Genomic DNA, 18,737 nt, shown 5'->3' on the forward strand with positions numbered 1-18,737 from the left:
TTCAGATGGGGTATGCCTCGGGGTTCAGCCGAGCTCGCCGTTTGCGCTGAGAATTGTTGGGTCGCCGGTATTCATCGCCCAGGAGGCGTCTCGTCGCACGATGCGCCATCCCTCGGCGCGCCGCTCCCACTGGTCGGTGTACTCGCCATTCGAATCGAACACGGGCCCGACGAAGTCGCCGACGCGCTGATGCCGCGCCTGAACGTAAGCGTGACTCACCGCGCGGTCGCCATCGACGTCCACGAAGATGCTACCGATCAGATGCTGAGTTCCACCGCAATGATCCAGATGGTGGCTCATCAGCGCTCGCAGTGCGGCGAGGCCCTGCTCGACTTGTCCTGAGCCATAGTCGAACTGGACGTCATCGGCAAACACCTCCGTCAACGAATCAAACCTCTTGGTATCGGCGATTCGTGCGAACCGGGCGAGCGCGCGGTGGATATCGCGTTCGTCGAGCAGTGTTTGGATGCCTGAGTTCCTGTCACGTGTGGCCTCGGGCATTAGGCGTGTGCGCCCCCGTCGACACGGATTTCGGTACCGGTGATGAACCGGCCGTCGTCGGAGGCAACCATGGCGATCACCGCGGCGACCGCACCGGGATCGCCCAGGATCTCGTTGTCCCGGCCACCGATCAATGGGGTCTGTTTGGCCCAGAGCCCGATGTCATAGCCTTCGGGCATCTTGTCCAGGGTCGACATCGCCAAAGCTGTTGCCACACCACCGGGCTGGATGTTGACCGCGCGCAACCCCTGCTTGGAGTACTCGAGTGCCAAGGCGTGAGTGAACGCCAAGACGCCGCCCTTGCTGGCGGCGTAGGCCGCCATGTAAGGATGCGCAAACGACGCGGCGGTAGAGGTGAAGTTCACCACCACGCCGTGACCGGACTCCAGCAGCGACGGGAGTGCCTGGCGGGTCATCAGAAACGTCCCGGTCAGGTTCACCGCCAGCGTGTCGTTCCAGTCGGCCAGCGTGTGCTCGTGAGTATGGGCGCAGCGCTGGATCGCGGCGGCGTTCACCAGAACGTCGAGACCACCGAGATCAGTCACCGCTGCGTCGACGGCCGCGGCCACCGCGCCCTCGGACGATATGTCGAGAACCGCTGTGGTGAGCCGCTTTCCGTTGCCCGCCTCGTCGGCGGCGGCGGTAGTGGCGGCCAGTCCTGCCTCGGACACGTCGTACGCCACAACGGTGGCATCCTCGTCGAGCAGGCGCGCCACCGTAGCTGCGCCGATCCCTGAGCCGGCGCCGGTCACGATGACTTTTCGATCGGTGAATCGCTGCATGGTTTCCGTCTCTTCCGGGTCAGGCCAACTGAAAAGCGCTCAGCGGTGCCTCGTCCGGGTACACAGCCGGAGCGCCGGGATCGTAGGCGGCGTTGAGCGCACCGATGAACTCGGGATCGTGCAGAGGGGCACTCGGGATGTCGAGTTTGATACCGGTCTTGGCGAGGTTGTCGACCAGCATGTCGATCGCCTTGTCGATGGTGAGGTCGTCAGACCCGTCCATGTTCTTCTTCAGCTCGTCGAGGTCTGCGAACACCTCAGCCGACCAGTGCACCAGGAAGCGCAGCTCGTCGGTGTGGTGCCGGGCGATCACCTTGTCATCGTTCTTGAGCAGCCAGTGATCTCGGTCCTGTGGATCACCTGTGAAGACGGTGTCGAACGCCAGGCCGGCCGGCATCTGTTGTTCCAGTGGGCCGTTGGCCTCCCCGCGGTGCATCATCATCTCGTTCTGGACCACCACGCCACGGTTGTATACCGGGGGGAGCAGGCGACCCGGCGCCCGCAGTGGCCCCTCGGGCCAGTAGGTGAAGCCACTGTTTTCGTCATGGGAGAACCAGGTGATCACCTGGGCCATCTTGATCAGATAGTCGGTGAACAGACCCGACTTACCCATCACGCTGCACAGCCAGGTGGGTGCGTTCTCGTGGCGCACGCCGCGGAAGCTCGGCGAGTCCAGATGCCCGGGATCGCGGTTTGCGCAAGGGCCGTTGATGTTGAACAGCATCAACTCTGGTTTGGCGTACTCGGCATTCCAGTAGGACTTCGCCTGACTGAGGAACGCCTCGTTGTAGAACACGTCGTGCAATTCGGGGTACAGCACGGCGCCGTAGTTGGCGAGGTAGCCGCGGAAAGTCGGGGTGAGGAACATGTCCAGCGACGGGGTGAAGCCCTCGGGGAACGCGCCACTCATGGTGGCCATCAACTCGTCGGCAGAGGCGAAGTGCTGGGCGATGATCAGGTTCCACGGACCCTGCGTGCGGACGACGTCAAGGAGCCGCTCCCGCTGGTCATCGGTGTAGACGTCGCTGACCTCGACGGGCGGTGAGGCGGGTCGCAGGACGTCGGACAGCGCCATCCGCCGTTCATCGGTGAGCATGGAGTCTCCTCTGGTCGTTCGTTAGTGGGTCGATTGTGTGGTGAATCTCAGCGTCGGGAAGCTGCGCGGTCCGGTGACCGGGACATCAGCTGGGTCAAAACGGCAAGGGGTGGGCGAATTTCGCCCGGAGCAGCGCGCCGATCTCGGCGATCGCCAGCCGGCCGCGGGCCGTCGCGTCGGCGCGCATCAAAAACCCGTGGTAGACACCGGGATAGCGGGTCAAAGTGGTCTGCACCCCGGCTTCGCAGAGCCGGGCTGCGTACCGTTCGCCCCAATCCCGGATCGGATCGGATTCGGCGGTGGCGATGATCGCCGCGGGCAGCCCGGATAGATCGGCAGCATAGGCGGGTACCCGGTATTCGTCGTGCGGTGCTCCTGCCCCGGTATCGGCCAGGTTGTGCATGTAGTTGATGTCGTCGAGCGAGAGCATCGGTGCGTCGGGCAGTGCGGTGATCGACGGAGCGGCCATGTCGCGGTCCAGGCCTGGATACATCAGCACCTGGGCACAGATCCTGGGCCCGCCGTGGTCGCGGGCCGCCAGGGCCACCGCGGCTGCCAACGATCCACCCGCGCTGTCACCGGCCACCGCGAGCCGAGTGGCATCGACGCCGAGCGTCTCGGCATTATCGGCCACCCACGTCGTAGCGGTGTAGGCATCGTCGAACTGCGCCGGCGGGGGATTTTCCGGTGCCAGCCGGTAATCGACCGACACCACGGTCGCGGCGCTGGCCGCGGCCAACATCCTGGCCAGTGGTTCGAAGGAGTGGTTGGAGCCCAACACCATTCCGCCGCCGTGGAAATACAGCACGACAGCGGAACTGGCGTCAGTGGTGGGTCGGTAGATGCGCAGGGGGATCGGACCTGACGGGCCGGGCGCCATGCGATCTTCGATGGCCTCCATCGGAGGCATGGTGTCGGGCAGGGGAGCCGACTCGAGACCGTCCCGGACGGCGGCCAAGCCCCGCTGGCGCATCGGCGGCACGACTCCGAATGCCGCAACTCGGGCGGCGGCGTCGGGGTCCAGTGGGGGTCGGGTCCTGGTCATTGCGTCGCTGGATCGAATCGGCGCGCCGTCCGCAGTATCGGCGCCCGTTGACTGGCAAGGACATTGGCGCGCTCGGTCATCGCCGCCCCGACGTAGTCGGGCTGGGTGAGTAGATAGAAGCGGCCTTCGGCAGCCTGGTCGAACACCACCTGCGCAGCGGTGACGGGATCCATCGCCTCCGCCTTGATGTCGAGCATCGCCAGACGCTGGGATTCGGCGGCCTCGACATCGCTGCCGTCCCCGTCGACGCCGCCGGCGGATTCGAAGATATTGGACACGACCGCGCCCGGCAACACGGCCTGGACGTGGATGTGGTCATGACCGGCGTGGGCAACCTCCAGTGCAAGGCATTCGGTCAGCGCGAGCACGGCATGTTTGCTCATGATGTAGGGCGCCTGCAGGGGGACGACGGCGACGCCACCGATCGAGGACAGGTTCCACACCCACGAAGGGTGGCCCGCCTCGATCATCTTGGGTAGGAACGCGCGAATTCCATGGAAGACCCCACTGACGTTGACGTCGACCACCCGATTCCAGTTGGCGACCGGGGTATCCCACAGGTACCCGAACTGTTCGACGCCGGCGTTGTTGACCAGCAGCCGTACCGGACCGACGTCGGCGTAGACGCGCTCGGCCAGCGCGGCCACGGAGTCCGGGTCGCGCACGTCGCAGACGGCCGGCACCGCGTGACCACCGGCGGCGTTAAGTTCGCCGGCCAGCGCGTCCGCGGCGCCGGCATCGATATCGGCGAGCACCACGGTCATCCCGAGCGAACTGGCGTGGCGAGCCAACCCGGCGCCGATGCCCGCGCCGGCACCGGTGATGACGGCGACGCCGCCGGAGTAGAGGTCTCTGGCCGACATCGGGTTACGAGCCTGCCGGGGCGGTAGCAGCGGCTTTCGCGCTGTGCTCGGCGAACGGGATCGAATCCTCGGCGTCTAGAACGACTCTCAGTGAGGTCAACACCAACCCGGTTGCACCGCGCCGGATACCGGCGTCGACGATACCGCTGGAGACAGCGAAGGGCACCGAGTTGGTGACCTGATTGACGTACAGGTAGAAGCGCACCGTGGTGACTTCGCCATCAGGTCCAGTGCCGGTACCCGTACGGAACAAGTTGGTGGCGTGATGGCGCAGCGGATAGGGGTTTTCGTTGCGGTGCGCGATGAGCCATTCGAGAGTTTCGGCGCCACCGTGTAATTCGGCTGCGAGTAGATGCTCGAAAGCGCAGTTACCGGAGTCCGACCGGCTCAGGTACTCCATCTCGTCGCCGATACGAGCGCCCAGCTCGTCGAAGTGGCCCTGATCGTAGTGGTACCAGAAGCCGGCGATGAATTCCTGGACCTCGGACAGCGTGATCTCGTTGCTCATGGCAGGCAGTCTTCTCGACTGTGTCGCCGGAAACACCAGTGATGCCCGATCAGTGGACCACTGTCAGCCGGTGATCATGTTCCACAGTCTCGCCGAACCTGCCTGTAGTGCCGCGTCTGTTACGACCTCGTCCCAGTGCCGAACCGAACCGAACTCGCCGCGCCAAGCCAGCGCGGCTCGGGTGAATTCGTGCAGCCGGTGTTCGCGAGTGGTGCCCATGGCGCCGTGCACCTGATGCCCGTTGCGCACCACTACCGACGTGGCGTGGCCCGCGCATGAACGGGCCACCGCGACAAGGAAATCGAGGTTGGTGCTGGACCAGTCGCTGGTGACGGCGGCCGAGAGCGCGGCCTCGGTCGCCGACCGGGCCAGCGCGGCCTCGGCGGCGATATCGGAGATCAGGTTCTGCACCGTCTGGAACTTCGACAGCGGGCGGCCGAACTGGATGCGGGAGGTGGTGTGCTCGACAGACATCGCCAGAATCTGATCCAGTGCGGCGCAGACCTGAATGGCGCGAACCAATGCGGATTTGCACCGCAGCTGCGCCAGCGCTTCGGCTGATACGGGCCCACCGCGGAGCCTGCGCAGGTCGGCGCGTACCGTGTCACGCGGTTCGCCGATCATGTTGGCGCCCGGTGTGATCTGTAGATCGCCGGGGTCGGCATCGGTCATCCAGTACTGATCTGCATCGGGCCAGACGACGACGATCCGATCGGCGCCAGCCGCCCAGGGCACCAACGTCGCGACACCGTGGTCATCGAGCAGAGCCACCGTCCGTACCGCGCTACCGCTGGGCGTCCCGTTGGCGTCCAGCAGCCAGCACGCCATCAGATCGTGCTCGGCCAACGGAAGCCGGACGCCGTGCCGGACCGCGGCGGAGATCAGCTCGGCCGCCTCATACCAACCGGCCCCGCTGCCGCCGGCGGATTCCGCACCGGTCAGGCGCGCCAAGCCGAGTTCGTGGAGCGCTTGCCACAGCGCGGGGTCTCGCTGTGCGCGCGCGGCCGGCAGATGGGTGTCGCGGTAGTCGGCGAAGACCGAATTCATCATGTCGACGACGGCGGGGTCGACACCAACCCCGGTGAGTTCGGTGGTGCTCATCGCATCCCCAATCCGCGCGCGATCACGCCGCGCAACACTTCGTTGGTCCCGCCGCGCAGCGTGAAACCCGGGCGCTGATCCACCGCGACCGAGATCAGCTCGAGGAGTGCGGGATGTGCGCCGGTGCCGCCGGCGCACAAGTCCGCGTAGTCCGCGATGTCGCCCTCGGTGCTGGTGCCAAGAACTTTGACCACGGCCGCAGGTACATCAGCGGGGTCATGGCGCTGCAGCGCACCGGCCACCGCGCTGGACATCTGATGCAGGCCCGCGACCCGCGCTACCAGGCGGCCGAGGTCGCTGTCGCGTGCTGTGGGGTTGGTGGCCATGTGTTCGGCAGTGGCTGCGAGCAGCATGAAAGTGGACAGGAACCGCTCGGGGCCGCTGCGTTCGAAGGCCAGTTCCGAGGTCACCTGTTGCCAACCCGCACCGATCTGACCGAACACCATGGCGTCGGGCACGAACACGTCGTCGAGAATGACCTCGTTGAAGTGGTGGGCGCCGTTCATCGAGATGATCGGTCGGATATCGACGCCGGGCGCGTCGAGTCTGACGATGAACTGGCTCAGACCAGCGTGACGATGCGCCGGATCGGCCGGTGCGGTCCGGGCCAACACGATGAATGCATGCGCGCGGTGGGCGCCGGATGTCCACACTTTCGTACCGGAGAGCAACCACCCCCCGTCGACCTGCGTGGCGCGCGTGCGCACACTGGCCAAGTCGGAGCCGGAGTCCGGTTCGCTCATCCCGATGGCGAAGAAGCACTCACCGCGGACGATCTTCGGCAGGAACTCCGACTTCTGCTGCGCAGTACCGTATTTCAGCAGTGACGGCACGATCTGCCGGTCGGCGATCCAGTGGGCCGCCACCGGTGCTCCGGCGGCGAGCATTTCCTCGGCGACGACGAACCGTTCGACGGATGTCCTACCGTGTCCGTCGTATTCGGGAGGAACTGTCATGCCCAACCAGCCGCGTCGCGCCATTGCGGCGGTGAAGGTCTCGTCCCAGCCGGACAGCCAGGCGTCTACCGACGGGGTGAACGCGCCGGCGGCGAGCTGCTCGGCGAGGAATGCGCGCACTTCGGCGCGTAGGGCGTCGGTGCTCGACGGGTCGATGGTGGCCGGTGGTACCAGTCGGGGCAGTGTCATGATCGGGTCCGCCACTTCTCGATACGTCGTTCATGTTCGGCGTCGCGGTGTGCCAGCGGTTGCATGGCGGCGGCCATACCGAGCGTTGACTCGAGCAGTCCGGTGCGCGACTCTTGCAGCAGGCGCTTGGCCATCCGCAGCGCGTGGGGTGGGTTCTTGGCGATGCGCTCCGCGAGATCAATTGCGGCCGAGAGCAATTCGTCGTGCGGGACGACCCGGGTGACCAGGCCCCATTCCAGTGCGGTCGTGGCATCGATTCGATCACCGGTCAGCGTCATCTCCGCGGCGCGCTCGTAGCCGATGGCGCGCTGCAGGAACCAGGTACCCCCATCGCCGGGGACAAGGCCGATCTGTACGAAGCTCTCGGCGAAGGACGCACGCTCGGACGCGACACGCAAATCGCACATCATCGCGAGATCGCATCCGGCGCCGACGGCCGGTCCGTTGACCGCTGCGATGAGCGGAACTTCTAGGCGGGCCAGCGCCCTCGGGATGCGCTGAATTCCGTCGACGTACGCGTACCGCTGGTCGATCGGGTCCAGCCCGAACATGCCCTCTCGGTCGGCCATCTCCTTGACGTTGCCGCCGGCGGAAAAGATCTTGCCCGCACCGGTGAGGATGAGTGCGCGAACCGCGGTGTCGGAGTTGACGATGTCGACCGCGTTTTCCAGGGCTGCGATGAAGCCGTTGTCGGTGATCGCGTTGCCGACCGCGGGCAGATTGATGGTCCAGACCTGGATGGCCCCAGATGTTTCGATCGTCAGTGGTGTGGTCATGACCGCAGCTGCAGCGATTTGATCTGCAGGAACTCTTCGAAGCCGATTCGGCCGAGTTCGCGGCCGATGCCGGACTTCTTGTAGCCGCCGAAGGGTGCGGCCGGGTTGTACTTGCCGCCGTTGATGTCGAGTTGACCCGTCTGCACGCGCCGCGCGAAATCGATGGCGGTGTCGTCGTCGGCGGCCCAGACCGCACCGGCCAGTCCGTAGGGGGTGCCGTTGGCGATCCGCAGTGCGTCCTCGGCGTCGCTGAACGGAATGACCGCCAGCACGGGCCCGAACACCTCCTCCTGTCCCAGTTCGGAATCGGGGTCGACATCGGCGAATACCGTCGGAGCCACGTAGTAGCCGACGTCGCGGACCTGCTCGGCGCCGCCGGTGAGCAGCCGCGAGCCGTCTCGCTGGGCCCGCTCGATGAAGCCGCGCACCGTCTCGAACTGCGACTTAGAGGCCGATGGTCCGATGCGGGTGGCCGGATCCCACGGGTCACCGACGGTGTACTTTGCCGCGGCGGCCTCGACCAGCTCCAGAGCCTCGCGGTACCGCGACTGCGGCACCAGCATCCTGGTGGACGCCATGCAGGTCTGGCCACCGTTGAGGAACGCACTTCCGACACCGACCTTGACGGCGGTGGCCAGGTCGGCGCCATCGAGGATGACGTTGGCCGACTTGCCGCCCAGTTCCAGTGCCACCTTTTTCACGGTTTGGCCGGCCAGCTCGCCGACGCGGCTGCCGACACCGGTCGAGCCCGTGAACGACACGAAGTCGACGTCGGGGTGTTGCGCCAGCCGTTCACCGATGATCCGGCCGGGCCCGGATACCAAATTCACCACGCCCGGGGGCAGCCCGGCGTCCTGTAGCGCCTCGACGAACTCGAACACCGACAATGGTGCCTCGTTGCTCGGCTTGAGCACCACGGTGCAACCAGCCGCGATAGCCGGTATCACTTTGGCGACCACCTGGTACAGCGGGTAATTCCATGGCGTGATTGCCGCGACAACGCCGTAGGGCTCGCGCAGCACCAGCGAATTACCTATGCGCTCTTCGAATTCGAAGGTGTCAAGCGCGTCCGCGAAGCCGTGGGCCACCGCGAGCGGAACCTGGGTCTGCACGGTCTGCGAGATGCGGATCGGCGCACCCATTTCGCGAGTGATGGTTTCCGCGATATCGGGCAGCCGCTTTTCCATGGCGGCGAGTACCGAAGACAATCGCGCACGGCGCTCGGCGACGCTGATCAGCGGATCAAAAGCGTGTCGCGCAGCAGCCACCGCGGCGTCGACATCGGCAGCCGAGCCGTTGGGTACTGACCCGATCGGCTGCTCGGTGGACGGGTCGATCACATCGATGGCGCCACTACCGTGCGGTGTTACCCACTGTCCGTCGATGAAAAGCGTGGTGCGGGTGTAGTTGTGCATGTGGTGTCTCTCCGGGAATGTCGGCGTTCAGGGCACAATGCTGGCGCGCACGTCTCGCTTGCCCTCGGCGGCAGCGAATGCGTCGTTGATGTCGTCGAGCGAATAGCAGGCTGCGGCAAGACGATCGAAGGGAAGTGTGTCCTGGTACTGCTCCAAGAAGGTCAGCGCTCGGGACAGTACCTCGGGGTCGTAGAGCGAGACACCGACCATGGTCTTGTTGCTGAACACGAACCGGGAGGGGTCGAACTCGAAGGTCTTGCCGACATTGATGTTGCCGATCTCGACATAGCGGCCGAATTGGCCGAGCATCTGCAGCCCCTCCTCGATAGCAGACGGGTGGCCGACCACCTCTACCACGACGTCGGCGCCCCGGCCGTCGGTGAGCGTGCGCACCGCCTTGATGCGCTCTTTGGGGGTCGATGCTTCGTTGATGTCGATGACTGCGTCGGCGCCGAAAGCGGTCGCCAGTTCCAGGCGTTCGGGTACCCCGTCGATCGCGATGACCCGGGCCGCACCCCGCGCTTTGGCGACCGCCACCGCATACAAGCCCAGCGCGCCAGCGCCTTGCACCACGACGTGCTCACCGAGCTGCTGATCGACGCGTTCGAGACCGTACATGACTTGGGACAGTGCGCAGTTGGCGCCGGCGGCGACGTCATCGGACACCGAGTCAGGCACGGTGTAGACCACCGCGCCGGCGGGTAGCAAGAAGTAATCGCCGTAGCCACCCACGAAGTAGGGCGGCTCGTCAGCTCGGCCCAGCATCGCCATCTTGAGGTTCAGGCATGCGTTGCGCCGTCCGGCCAGGCAGTTGCGGCAAGTGTGACAGCAGAAGAAGTAGGGGAACACCACCCGGGTGCCGATGCTGAGCGGCGCACCGTTGGAGTCCGTGTGCACCCCGTCTCCGAGAGCCTCGACGGCGCCCACCATTTCGTGGCCCAGCACAGTGGGTAGTTGACCCCCTAGGCCCCGGGTGGCGAACGTGCCGTGCCAGGCGTGAACGTCGGAACCGCAGATGTTGGTCCGGCTCACCCGAATCAGGATCTGGCCGGGCGCCACCTCCGGCAGGCTGACCGTCTCGATCTCGAATGGTAAGCCAGGGGCGTCGAACCGCGCGATGCGTCCTTTGTACACGAACTGTAATCCCTTCAGTGGCTGGTGAATTCGAGGCTGAAGCGCTCCCGTAGCGTCCGTTTGAGGAGCTTGCCGCTGGGATTCTTCGGAAGGGCGTCAACAAAGAAAACCTGTTTTGGGGTTTTGAAGCCGGCCAGGTGTTTACGGCAGTGGGTGAGGATATCGTTCTCGGTCAGCGTGATCCCGTTGCGCGGCACCACGGCGGCGACGACGGCTTCCACCCACACCGGGTGAGCCAGTCCGAACACCGCGACCTCTTGCACTCCGGTGTGCCGATACAGCACTTCCTCGACTTCGCGGCTGGCGACGTTTTCTCCGCCGGTTTTGATCATGTCCTTCTTGCGGTCCACGACGTGCAGCAGACCGTGCTCGTCGTAGAAACCGAGATCCCCGGAATGAAACCAGCCGCCGGCGAACGCCTCGGCAGTCTTGGCGGGATCGTCGAGATAGCCCAGCATCAGATGTGGGCTGCGGTGCGCGATCTCGCCGATCGTGCCGACCGGGACGGGGCTGTTGGTGTCGTCGAGGATGGTCGTCTCGACGTTGAGTACCGGGCGGCCGGCCGCTCCGGCGTGGGCGTCCTGTTCGTCTGGTCCCAGTGCGGACGCCAGGGGGGCCAGCTCGGTCTGGCCGTAGAAATTCCACAATCGCAGTTCAGGCAGTCGGTCGCGGATCTCGCCGAGGATCTCCGTCGGCATCGCCGAAGCGCCGTAGTACCCCTTGCGCAAACTGGACAGGTCGACCTCGTCGAAGATGGGGCAGCGCAGCAGACTGATCCAGACGGTCGGCGGGGCGAAGTAGTTGGTGACGCCATGGCGCTCGATCGCGCGCAGCACCATCTCAGGATCCGGCCGCGCCACGATAATGCTGGTGGCGCCGAGATAGATATCGGTGGCCAGGAAGTTGTCCAGCTGTGCACAGTGATAGAGCGGCAGCGAGTGGATCTCGACGTCGTCGCCGGACATCGCGCCGGCGACGATGGTGCTGACGTATTGCCACATCAGGCTCCGACTGGTGTGCATCACTGCTTTGGGCCGCGATTCTGTGCCGCTGGTGTACATCAACCGCAGTAGTTGATCGTCGTCGATCTCCGGGCACGGCGCTTCGGTGCTGGTGGTCAACCACTGGGCGAAATCGTCCCAACCCGCGGCGGCGGTAGACCCAGCCGACACCAACGTGGCCTTCGTCGTGACCGCGCCGTCGAGGCGCATCGCCTGCTCGGCCACCAGCGTGAGATCGGATTCGACGATGAGACCGCTGACCTTGCTGTGGCCCAGGATGTAAGCGATCTCCTGCGCGGTGAGCATGAAGTTGATGGGGACCAAGACCACCGCTGCGCGTGCAGTCGCGAACGCCAGGACTGCGTACTGCCAGCAGTTGTGTGCCAGCAGGCCAATCCGATCCCCAGGCCGGAACCCGTTGTCGTGCAACGCCGCTGCGGCTCGGTCCACCAGCTGATCGAATTCGGCGAAGGTCAGCACGACATCGCCGTCGATGATGGCGATCTTGTCCGGCTGTCGGCGGGCGGACCGGCGCGGCACATCGCCGAGGCTGTGGCTGCGGGCCCGCGCGATCAGGGCATCCAGATCTGTGCTCATCGCGGCGCGTCCATCCCGGCGCATCGATCGCGTTGCATCTGCCGAAGAGTAGGCGTGTCGGCGCGCGTGGTCGGGCCGTCTCCCACTGAGTAGACAATGCGCTGCCCGGGCGATCGGTGCGCTCCGATACTGGCTCTCATGACCACCGCTTCACCGGCTGATGCCGCGTTGACTGCCACGACCGATATCGAGGAACTGAGGGCCAACCTGCTGCAGGCCGACCAAGGTGTTCTGGTGGCGGTGCTGGCACAGCTCACGGGCGATTCGTCGGTGATTGACCGGTTTGGCCCGAAGATCTCCCACGTTCCCGATCCACCGGAGCGCACTGGTGTCACCGACCCCGATACGGCGGCAGAGTTGGCGGATGCGGTGATCGCGGCGTTGGAGGCGCCGCACCGCACTGACGCAGTCGATCTCGACATGTTCGCCAGGCTGCTTCCTGTGGCGCTCGGATCGGAGGTCGACGACGAGCAGGTGCCACTTCTGCTGGAACAGGGCGGCTTTGCACCGTCGACGCCAACACTTGAGCGCACCGTCGCGATCCCCGACACGATGAACGTGGCGATCATCGGGGCTGGGATCGCGGGCATCAATGCCGCGCTGTCGGCCGCCGAAGCCGGGGTTGCGTACGAGATCTTCGACCGCAACGACGAGGTGGGGGGGACCTGGCTGACCACCAAATACCCCGGCATTGGCGTGGATACGCCCTCGGCGTACTACTCGCTGTCGCGCGAGGTGAATCCTGAGTGGACGAATTACTATCCGCAGGGCGCGGAGTACCAGGCCTATCTGGTCGCGCTGGCCGACAAGCACCGTCTCCGTGAACACACCCGGTTCAACACCGAGGTCGAGGCGCTGTGGTGGGATGAGGACCGTAAGCAGTGGCAGATTCATTCCGTCGACGGCGTCGGTACTCGTGATGTCAGCTATGCCCGTGTCGTAATCACCGCGGCCGGATATCTCAATCGGCCACGCTGGCCGGAGCTGCCGGGACGGGATACGTTCGAGGGCATCAGTGTTCACTCTGCTCTGTGGGATCCCGATCTGGACCTCACCGGTAAGCGGGTCGCTGTCATCGGGGCCGGGTGCACTGCCGTGCAGATCGTCGACGCCAGCGTCGAGCAGGTCGAGCACCTGACGGTGTTCCAGCGCCAGCCACATTGGGTGGCACCACGCAAACGTCTCACCGACGACGTTCCCGAACACCGGCGCTACCTGGGCCGGCGGCTGCCTTACTACTCGAAATGGCACCGGCTCAAGTCCTACTGGGGTACCGCCGACAACAACTATCCGATCATCCTGCAGGACCCGGAATGGTCCAAGTCTCATCTGTCGATCTCACCCGCCAACGACGTTCTGCTGCAGATGTGCTTGGAGTACATCGACCGTACCTTCGGCGCCGGAACGGAATTGGCCAAGAAGGTGACGCCGGATTTCGCGCCGTACGGCAAGCGGATCATCCGCGATCCGGGTGGGTATTACGCGGCATTGACGCGCCCGCACGTCGATGTCGAAGCCAGCGAGCCGGCCGAGGTGAACGCCAATGGCATCGTCACGCAGGACGGTCGGCAGATCGATCTGGACGTCATCATCTACGCCACCGGCTATCACCTCGACTTCCTGTCAACAGTGGATATCCGCGGCCGCGACGGCAAGAAGCTAGCCGAGGAATGGGGCGACAGCCCCAGTGCGTATCGCGGCGGAACGGTACCGGGGTTCCCCAACCTGTTCATCACCTCGGCGCCCAACTACAGTCCGGGACACGGTGCGGGAGCCAACTTCTCGATGGAAGTGCTGGCGCATTACATCATCGAGTGTCTACAGCTCATGGCCCTGCGCGGGGCGACCACGATGGAAGTCACCGAACAGGCCTACCAGGAGTACGTGGCCGCGGTCGACGAGGCGATGAGTCGCACGGTGTGGTGTCACACGCCCAATGCGCACACGTACTACCGTTCCGATTCCGGCCGCGTCGTGGTCGCCACCCCATTTCGTCTGGTCGACATCTGGCGCGAGCATCGCGCCCCCGCCGAAGAGGACTTCCTGCTGCGATGACACAAAAGCTCACCGGTAGAACGGCATTGGTCACGGGCAGCAGTCGCGGAATTGGGCGGGCGATCGCCCAGCGACTGGCCGCCGAAGGCGCGACGGTTGTGGTCAGCGCGCGCTCCCACGCGCCGTCGCCCTCGATCCGTGGCGGCGCCAGCACAGCGTTGCCCGGTACCATCGGCGAGACCGTCGCCCTGATCGAACAGGCGGGCGGCACCGCGATCGGGGTCGCCGCCGACCTCGAGGACGCCGCGCAGCGGGAGAACCTCGTCGACGAGGTACTCGACCGCACGGGGCGGATCGACATCTTGGTCAACAACGCCGGTTTCGCCGACTATTCGGTGATCGACCAGATGAGTGACGAGACATTCGACCGCACTCTCGAGCACTACCTGCGCACGCCGTTCGTGTTGACGCGGTCGGCTATCCCGCACATGGCCAAACAGGGTGCCGGGTGGATCGTGAACATCGGATCCGTCACTGGCGTGGCGCCGGTACGCCCGTACCGCGACTACAACAAGACCGCTGGGGACGTCATCTACGCCTCGGCGAAGGCGGCGCTGCACCGGTTCACCCAGGGGGTGGCCGCCGAGGTGCTCGATGCCAATATCGCGGTGAATTGCGTCGGTCCGTCCTCTGCTATCCGCACTCCCGGTGCCTCGCAACTGATTCCGGATACTTTCCCGACCGAGCCGGTGGAGTATCTGGCCGAAACTGTCCTGGCGATGTGCCATCTGCCCGCCGCCCAGCGGACCGGTCTGGTCGCCTTCAGCCTGCACTATCCGTGGTCGCAGCGGCTCGCGGTCCATACGCTCGACGGTCGCGATGTGCTGCCGCCGCTGGAGCCGCCGGCGACGACCAATCCCAACATCTTGCCCGCGGGTCTGTAGGTCGCTCGGTGTCCGCCGAGCGCGCCTCGGCCTTCGGCGAGGGCGTTTGTACTTTAAGGCGATCAACGGCCTATGGATGAGCGCACCGGATGACGAAGACTTCGACGTCGTCATCCGGTGCGCCACAGGCCTAGACCCTGATCTCACACGATGTCTGGGCAAGTCCGGTCATTGAGCCATCACGTGAGCTGCTCACACCGGCATAAGGGGAATCCGCTTCATCGCACTTTCGCGTGGGTTGGGCGCTTCCGCGGCGGCCTTGTGGTTCTGCTCGCCCTTGGTATACGTCCAGACACAGAAGGGCTCGTTCTCCGCGAACGTGAAGTCGGACGGCGGCAAGTTGATGTCCAGCTTGCAGGTCGGGAAGAACGGCGCCGAAATCCGCTGCTCGAAGGTGCAGTTCATCCATGCGCGCTTCGGTGGGTAGAGGCCCTCGTCGGTGTACTTCTGCAGAACCTCACAGCGGCGCATGTTGAGTACCACGTGGTCTTCGTTGATCACGATGTACTCGCCGCCGTAACCGAGGGTGCCGTCGATACTCAGCACGGCCAGCTTCAGGTAGTCCACGACATGCTCGGGCTCGATCTTGAGCACCTTAGCCAGCTTCGGGTACTGATAGTCGATGATGAGTTCATACATGCCGGGCAAGCCGAGCCAAACGTCTTCTTCTGGAATGATCTTCGTCCACTGGTCGATGAAGTAGTTGTGGCCCTTCAGGTATTGATCCCAGTAGGTCTGGATCAGCCGAATCAGGGCCGGCTTGGTCAGATCCTCGGTCTGCACGTCGAACGGGATCGCTTGGTACTGGGCATTTTTCCAGTCCCACCCGGGAGGCGCGATGAATCGCCCCATCGGCATCACCTGACGCATACCGGCTCTCGACACCTCGGCGGCGACATCCATGGCCGCGTTGATGCCGACGAACTTGGAGTAGGTGGCGACATGCGCGTAGGGCATGAAGTTCAAGACGTCTTCGAAGACGCGGGCCTGTCCGACCAGGAAGTCACGGGAGAAGTCCGCGATGTTGCCGACCTTGCCCATGAAATCGTGGGTGTAGTCGTCATAGTTCAAATCGGCGGTCTCGGTCTCGGTGGTCTCGGTGGACATAGCGGCCCTCCTCTGAGTGGCGGTCGGCTGACTTCGCTGCGGAGGCACCCCGCGCGAAGTCATAATCTGGCTATATGTCAGAATCTGACAGGTGTGACTGTAGTTACATACCGTAGTCGAGGAAACGCCGTGTCTCACTGGGTGGACCATCAACTGACGAGGAGGAGCATGTGAGTGCGCCGGGCAGGCCGACGTTGACCGAGCGACGGGCCGAAGACCTCCGCATGACTATCGCTGTCGCGGCACGTGATCTCTTTCTCGCCGACGGTTCCACGGCGGCGACGGTCGAGCGGATCTGCGAGACCGTAGGCATCGCTCCGCGAACATTCCATCGCCATTTCCCGGCCAAAGAGGATGTCGTGATGCCGCTGTTCCGTCAGTTTGGTGTGCTCAGTGTCCAAGTGCTGCAACAATCCCCAGCCACCAGCAATGCGGTCGACACCCTTATCGAGGCCTTTGGTAGTGAGCTCGCCAAGCGCGGAGAAGTGGAGATGGGCCGCCGCTTCATGGCATTGATGCTCGCCGATCCCCAGTACCGGCTGCGCTGGCTGGACTGGGGTGAGGACCTTGCTGACCCCATCTCGGAGTTCCTCGGTGCGCGGTTCGATCTCGGCGCAGATCCGTTCGCCCGCACGCTGCCGGCCCAGTTGGCGATCCAGGTCTCTCGTCACGCCTACGTCTACTGGGTGCGTAGTGGCGACTTCGACCAGTTGGAATCGGCGTTGCGCGTCGGTTTCGAGATGATCGTCGGGGCACTGCCGGCCAGGGTCGACCTTTCCGCGACGTGAGACCACCTGCCGTGCGTAGCGCTGGCTTTGCCGTTCGCACGCCCGTTTTTACGGTTCCGCTCATCGGGCAGGCCAGCTCGTGGCGTTCCCAGAATCGCCTACGTTGATTGCGTCGGTGTAGACCGCACCCGCCTGATTCCCGAGGAGTGACACCGTGATTGATGCGTCGTACTACGGGCCGTGGGCCGTTATCGCCGGAGGTTCAGAGGGGGTGGGCGCCAGCTTCGCCATCGAACTGAGCAATCTTGGTATCAACCTCGTGCTGATCGCCCGCAAGCCGGGGCCCCTTGAGGAAACGGCCGTTGCGGCGCGCGCCAATGGTGTCGAGGTCCGCACCCTGGCACTTGATCTGTTGGGTTCGGACGCTCTCGATCAGGTCACCGCAGCCACCGATGACATTGAGGTCGGGCTGCTCGTCTTCAATGCCGGAGCCAACAGCTACGGGCATGAATTCGTGACGGGAGACCTTGACGGATTCCGCCGGGTGATCGGTCTGAACGTCAACTCGCAAATGGAGTTCGTGCAACACTTCGGCGCGAAAATGAAGGAGCGCGGACGCGGAGGCATGATCCTGGTGGGCTCCCTGGCCGGTTTCGTCGGTTCCGAGCACATGAGCGTTTATTCCGCCGTCAAGGCGTTCGGTCGCGTCTTCGCCGAAGGAGTCTGGCTTGAACTCAAGCCGTTCGGGGTGCACGTGGTGGAACTCGTGCTGGGGCTCACCCGTACGCCCGCGATGGAGCGAGAAGGCTTGAACTTCGACCTGCCCGGGATGAGAGCTGCCGAGCCCGATGATGTTGCGCGCGAGGGACTTGAGCACCTGGCCGACGGCCCGGTGTGGATCGCGGCCGGGAACTTTCCCCGCGCTGAGGAGCAGTCGGGCTTCCCTCGCGACAAGATCGTCGAGAACAACAGGATCGCGATTCGGAAGTTGATGGGTTTCGATGTGTGACTTCCGGTCCTGACCGCCTTACCGCCGCGCAGTGGGGTAGTCGCAGAAGCTGTGACATACCCGGTCCCGGACGACGTAGTCGGGGCATTCAGGATCGAACCAGCGGTCGACGTACGCCCAGTGGATTGGATGCATGAGGTACGGCCCCATCAACCCGTCGACATCGGTGAACCGCTGGGTGAACACGTGCGTCCAGGCGCTGGCGCCGACGGCTGAATCGACACGGCTGAGCTGCCATTCGGTGATGGTGGAGACGTAACGAGTCAGCAGGCGCAGGTCGTCCTCGAATCGGGACACCGTTGCCTCGTCGGTGCTGGGCCAAACTCTCAGCAGCAACGCTCGATACACCGATCCGGGAGCGCGCTCCGAGACCACCGGCACACCGCCGTAGGTGGCTCCGTCGACGCGGGTCACCGCATCGTCGTCGATTGCCGAAGCAAACACTGGTTCAACAGTCTCCCAATGACTTTCGTCATCGAAGGCCAGATTTACCAGAATATCCCCGCCATTGCGGCTGCCCGGCAACGTAGGTTCGACCAGGGCGTGGGGCACCTCTGCGGTGGCATCACGCACCGCATCGAGCAGGCGGTCGCGGTGCGCCGTATGAATGAGCCGGATGACGTTAAACATCGCACAATTCGTCGACGTCACTGGCTGCGGCGGCCACGCTGCGGTTGCGTTGCTCGACCAGCGCCGCAATCCCGTTCCACCAGGGGCCGAGGGAGGGGTCCGGTCGGCCCTGCCATGTCATCTCCCACCAGGCCTGGGGGCTGGGTAGGGACCAGGTGATGGTGACGGTGTTGGGCTGATCGTCGAACCAGACTGGCGGGCTGACAAGGACATTGCACAGGGTCATCCCGCGCTCGCGGGCACCCGGTGCGTACTCGGCGAGATAGGTCTTCACGAAGTCCTTGGCACAGCCGGGCCGGGTGACCACGTGGTCGATGACATACACCTCGCCGGACATACGGCGAGCGTAGGAACCCACCT

The 18,737-nt window shown here is 64.6% G+C and carries 19 protein-coding genes; 4 read left to right on the forward strand and 15 right to left on the reverse strand.

Going from position 1 to position 18,737, the window contains the following annotated elements; all coding sequences use genetic code 11:
* Positions 1 to 24: 24 nt before the first annotated feature.
* The 12 genes from H7J73_RS26520 to H7J73_RS26575 form a co-directional block, all read right to left on the reverse strand.
* Entirely contained in the window at positions 25 to 501 is a 477-nt protein-coding gene (locus tag H7J73_RS26520) for a nuclear transport factor 2 family protein (protein WP_264070757.1), read from the reverse strand.
* Positions 501 to 1,283, reverse strand: coding sequence for an SDR family NAD(P)-dependent oxidoreductase (locus tag H7J73_RS26525; RefSeq protein WP_264070758.1), 783 nt, complete (start codon positions 1,281 to 1,283; stop codon positions 501 to 503). Before H7J73_RS26525 ends, H7J73_RS26520 begins: the two co-directional genes overlap by 1 nt.
* Positions 1,284 to 1,302: 19 nt before the next feature.
* Entirely contained in the window at positions 1,303 to 2,379 is a 1,077-nt protein-coding gene (locus H7J73_RS26530; RefSeq protein WP_264070759.1) for a hypothetical protein, read from the reverse strand.
* Positions 2,380 to 2,473: 94 nt separating this feature from the next.
* Positions 2,474 to 3,424 (reverse strand): alpha/beta hydrolase, encoded by a 951-nt coding sequence (locus tag H7J73_RS26535; RefSeq protein ID WP_264070760.1) that lies wholly within the window; start codon positions 3,422 to 3,424, stop codon positions 2,474 to 2,476.
* Positions 3,421 to 4,287: an SDR family oxidoreductase gene (locus H7J73_RS26540; RefSeq protein WP_264070761.1), complete on the reverse strand. Its 867-nt coding sequence runs from the start codon at positions 4,285 to 4,287 to the stop codon at positions 3,421 to 3,423. The genes H7J73_RS26535 and H7J73_RS26540 overlap by 4 nt, the downstream gene beginning before the upstream one ends.
* A 4-nt stretch (positions 4,288 to 4,291) precedes the next feature.
* On the reverse strand, positions 4,292 to 4,795 hold the full coding sequence (locus tag H7J73_RS26545) for a polyketide cyclase (protein WP_264070762.1): 504 nt from the start codon (positions 4,793 to 4,795) through the stop codon (positions 4,292 to 4,294).
* A gap of 63 nt (positions 4,796 to 4,858) precedes the next feature.
* On the reverse strand, positions 4,859 to 5,896 hold the full coding sequence (locus H7J73_RS26550; RefSeq protein ID WP_264070763.1) for an acyl-CoA dehydrogenase family protein: 1,038 nt from the start codon (positions 5,894 to 5,896) through the stop codon (positions 4,859 to 4,861).
* Positions 5,893 to 7,041, reverse strand: a complete 1,149-nt coding sequence (locus tag H7J73_RS26555; protein ID WP_264070764.1) for an acyl-CoA dehydrogenase family protein — start codon at positions 7,039 to 7,041, stop codon at positions 5,893 to 5,895. Before H7J73_RS26555 ends, H7J73_RS26550 begins: the two co-directional genes overlap by 4 nt.
* The gene (locus H7J73_RS26560) at positions 7,038 to 7,817 is read right to left on the reverse strand and encodes a crotonase/enoyl-CoA hydratase family protein (RefSeq protein ID WP_264070766.1); all 780 of its coding nucleotides are present in this window, start codon (positions 7,815 to 7,817) and stop codon (positions 7,038 to 7,040) included. Before H7J73_RS26560 ends, H7J73_RS26555 begins: the two co-directional genes overlap by 4 nt.
* Positions 7,814 to 9,232, reverse strand: a complete 1,419-nt coding sequence (locus H7J73_RS26565) for an aldehyde dehydrogenase family protein (protein WP_264070767.1) — start codon at positions 9,230 to 9,232, stop codon at positions 7,814 to 7,816. The genes H7J73_RS26560 and H7J73_RS26565 overlap by 4 nt, the downstream gene beginning before the upstream one ends.
* A 27-nt stretch (positions 9,233 to 9,259) precedes the next feature.
* A complete protein-coding gene (locus H7J73_RS26570) occupies positions 9,260 to 10,366 on the reverse strand; it encodes a zinc-binding dehydrogenase (protein ID WP_264070768.1) in 1,107 nt (368 codons plus the stop codon).
* Between the two features lie 14 nt (positions 10,367 to 10,380).
* Positions 10,381 to 11,964, reverse strand: coding sequence for an acyl-CoA synthetase (locus tag H7J73_RS26575; protein ID WP_264070769.1), 1,584 nt, complete (start codon positions 11,962 to 11,964; stop codon positions 10,381 to 10,383).
* Positions 11,965 to 12,102: 138 nt separating this feature from the next.
* Between H7J73_RS26575 and H7J73_RS26580 the strand changes: the two genes are divergently transcribed.
* Both H7J73_RS26580 and H7J73_RS26585 read left to right on the forward strand, forming a co-directional pair.
* The gene (locus H7J73_RS26580) at positions 12,103 to 14,019 is read left to right on the forward strand and encodes a flavin-containing monooxygenase (protein WP_264070771.1); all 1,917 of its coding nucleotides are present in this window, start codon (positions 12,103 to 12,105) and stop codon (positions 14,017 to 14,019) included.
* Positions 14,016 to 14,903 carry an SDR family NAD(P)-dependent oxidoreductase gene (locus tag H7J73_RS26585; protein ID WP_264070773.1) on the forward strand — a complete coding sequence of 296 codons (888 nt, stop codon included), beginning with the start codon at positions 14,016 to 14,018 and terminating at the stop codon, positions 14,901 to 14,903. Before H7J73_RS26580 ends, H7J73_RS26585 begins: the two co-directional genes overlap by 4 nt.
* A gap of 192 nt (positions 14,904 to 15,095) precedes the next feature.
* Here the strand turns inward: H7J73_RS26585 and H7J73_RS26590 are convergent, their stop codons facing one another.
* Positions 15,096 to 16,010 carry a hypothetical protein gene (locus H7J73_RS26590; protein WP_264070774.1) on the reverse strand — a complete coding sequence of 305 codons (915 nt, stop codon included), beginning with the start codon at positions 16,008 to 16,010 and terminating at the stop codon, positions 15,096 to 15,098.
* A 224-nt stretch (positions 16,011 to 16,234) separates the two neighbouring features.
* Here H7J73_RS26590 and H7J73_RS26595 point away from each other — a divergent pair, with 224 nt between their 5' ends.
* Together H7J73_RS26595 and H7J73_RS26600 are read left to right on the forward strand one after the other, a co-directional pair.
* Positions 16,235 to 16,798 (forward strand): TetR/AcrR family transcriptional regulator, encoded by a 564-nt coding sequence (locus H7J73_RS26595; RefSeq protein WP_264070775.1) that lies wholly within the window; start codon positions 16,235 to 16,237, stop codon positions 16,796 to 16,798.
* Positions 16,799 to 16,952: 154 nt separating this feature from the next.
* Positions 16,953 to 17,747 carry an SDR family NAD(P)-dependent oxidoreductase gene (locus tag H7J73_RS26600; protein ID WP_264070776.1) on the forward strand — a complete coding sequence of 265 codons (795 nt, stop codon included), beginning with the start codon at positions 16,953 to 16,955 and terminating at the stop codon, positions 17,745 to 17,747.
* A gap of 18 nt (positions 17,748 to 17,765) precedes the next feature.
* Here the strand turns inward: H7J73_RS26600 and H7J73_RS26605 are convergent, their stop codons facing one another.
* Entirely contained in the window at positions 17,766 to 18,377 is a 612-nt protein-coding gene (locus H7J73_RS26605) for a Dabb family protein (RefSeq protein WP_264070778.1), read from the reverse strand.
* Positions 18,370 to 18,714, reverse strand: coding sequence for a hypothetical protein (locus H7J73_RS26610; protein ID WP_264070780.1), 345 nt, complete (start codon positions 18,712 to 18,714; stop codon positions 18,370 to 18,372). The genes H7J73_RS26605 and H7J73_RS26610 overlap by 8 nt, the downstream gene beginning before the upstream one ends.
* Positions 18,715 to 18,737: the final 23 nt, after the last annotated feature.

Source organism: Mycolicibacterium komossense (assembly GCF_025822605.1).
GTDB classification, from domain to species: Bacteria; Actinomycetota; Actinomycetes; order Mycobacteriales; family Mycobacteriaceae; genus Mycobacterium; species Mycobacterium komossense.